At 31.4% G+C, this 283-nt stretch carries 1 pseudogene; it reads left to right on the forward strand.

From position 1 onward, the window contains the following. A pseudogene (locus ACFINS_RS10455) lies at nt 1-196 on the forward strand (hypothetical protein); the annotation flags it as partial. Between the last annotated feature and the right edge of the window lie 87 nt (nt 197-283).

Here is a 283-nt window from a genome sequence, read left to right on the forward strand (position 1 = left end):
AAGCCTGATAATCATGAAAGCTCTCCACCAATATGTAGCGATGAGTGAATACAGTGCTCTGCCCATTGGTAGGTGGTTGCAATTGGTAAAAAACTATAAAAAGAATTGTAAAAACTTATCTACTCCCTTTTTTTATCTTGATAATTATAATACCAACATCCACCAAATTATCTCAAAACTTCAAGACGAAATATAGTCTTTTAAAGGGTATCACAAAAGTAAACCTCCTACAGGAATGTGTTTATGGAAAAAAAAGCTTTAATTGTTATTGATATTCAAAATG

This window comes from Bartonella sp. AA2SXKL (assembly GCF_042197205.1).
Taxonomy (GTDB): domain Bacteria; phylum Pseudomonadota; class Alphaproteobacteria; order Rhizobiales; family Rhizobiaceae; genus Bartonella.